Genomic DNA, 1,527 nt, shown 5'->3' on the forward strand with positions numbered 1-1,527 from the left:
GCGCGACACGACCAGCACCGGCGGCAGTGCGGACGCCTGGCAGCGCGGCGCGATGCTGCCGCTGTTTCCCAAGGGCCGTTACCGCAACAAATGGTACCAGACCGGTTTGCCGAGCGGCGCCTATTGCGGCATCGGTATCCATGGCCAATGGCTGTATGTCGATCCCAAGACCGAAGTTGTGATCGCCAAGATGTCGTCGCAGCCGGAGCCGGTGGACGATCCGCTCGATGTCGAGATCGTCGCTTTCTTCGAGGCGCTGAGCCGGATGGTCTGATCCTAGCCAGGCCACCACATTAGCGTACGCTTTCCTGTGGACCCGCCGGGCTGATCAAAGCGCGGCGGTTGGCGGACCGGACGTCTGCGCTTATGGTCGCCGCTCTTTGGAAAAGAGCAGGAACGACATGGCATCCGATATCAAGCGCATCGCAGCCATCATCGCGGCCGAGATCAGCGCGCGGCCCGAACAGGCGGCGGCGGCGATCGAATTGCTGGATGAAGGCGCGACGGTGCCGTTCGTGGCGCGTTATCGCAAGGAGGTGACCGGCGGGCTGGACGACACGCAATTGCGCGACCTTGCCGAACGGCTTTCCTATCTGCGCGAACTCGATGCGCGCCGCGACACTATCCTTGGCTCCATCCGCGAGCAGGGCAAGCTGACTGCGGAACTCGAGGGCAAGATCGTCGCCGCCACCACCAAGGCGGAACTGGAAGACATCTATCTGCCCTACAAGCCCAAGCGCCGCACCAAGGCCGAAATCGCCAGGGAGCGCGGGCTGGGGCCGCTGGCCGAAGCCATCTTGGCGAACCGCTCATTGGTGCCTGCTGAACTGGCGCTGGCCTATCTGACCGAAGAGGTGGTCGATGCCAAGGCAGCACTTGAGGGCGCGCGCGATATCCTGTCGGAACAATTCGCCGAGAATGCCGATCTGGTCGGCAAATTGCGGACCTACATGAAGGAACGCGCCTTCATGCGGGCCAGGGTGGTCGACGGCAAGCAGGAGGCCGGCGCGAAATTCTCCGATTATTTCGACCATGTCGAGCGCTGGGCGAATGTGCCGAGCCATCGCGCGCTGGCGATGCTGCGCGGCCGCAACGAGGAAGTGCTGTCGCTCGACATCGAGGTCGATGCCGACGACACCTCGCCGGTGAAGCCGGTCGAGCGGATGATCGCCAATGCCTATGCCATCGGCGGCAGCCTACCGGGCGACCGCTGGCTGATGGAGGTCGCCGGCTGGACCTGGCGCATAAAACTGTCGCTGCACCTGACGCTCGATTTGATGCGCGACCTGCGCGAGCGGGCCGAGGAAGAGGCGATCCATGTCTTTGCCCGCAATTTGAAGGATTTGCTGCTGGCAGCCCCCGCCGGGTCGCGTGCCACGATGGGACTCGATCCCGGCATCCGCACCGGCGTCAAGGTGGCGGTGGTCGACGGTACCGGCAAGGTGCTGACAACGACGACGGTCTATCCGTTTCCGCCCAGGAACGATGTGCGCGGCACGCAGGCGGATGAGCTTGGCGAGTTCCGCC

The 1,527-nt window shown here is 64.2% G+C and carries 1 protein-coding gene and 1 pseudogene; both read left to right on the top strand.

Annotated features, from left to right (window positions below):
* Positions 1 to 274: pseudogene (locus tag EN935_RS35450) on the top strand (6-aminohexanoate hydrolase); the annotation flags it as partial.
* Positions 275 to 401: 127 nt separating this feature from the next.
* Positions 402 to 1,527, top strand: a 1,126-nt coding sequence (locus tag EN935_RS35455; protein WP_281040399.1) for a Tex-like N-terminal domain-containing protein, incomplete at its 3' end; no start/stop codon positions are given.

Source organism: Mesorhizobium sp. M7D.F.Ca.US.004.03.1.1 (assembly GCF_003998635.1).
Lineage (GTDB): Bacteria > Pseudomonadota > Alphaproteobacteria > Rhizobiales > Rhizobiaceae > Mesorhizobium > Mesorhizobium loti.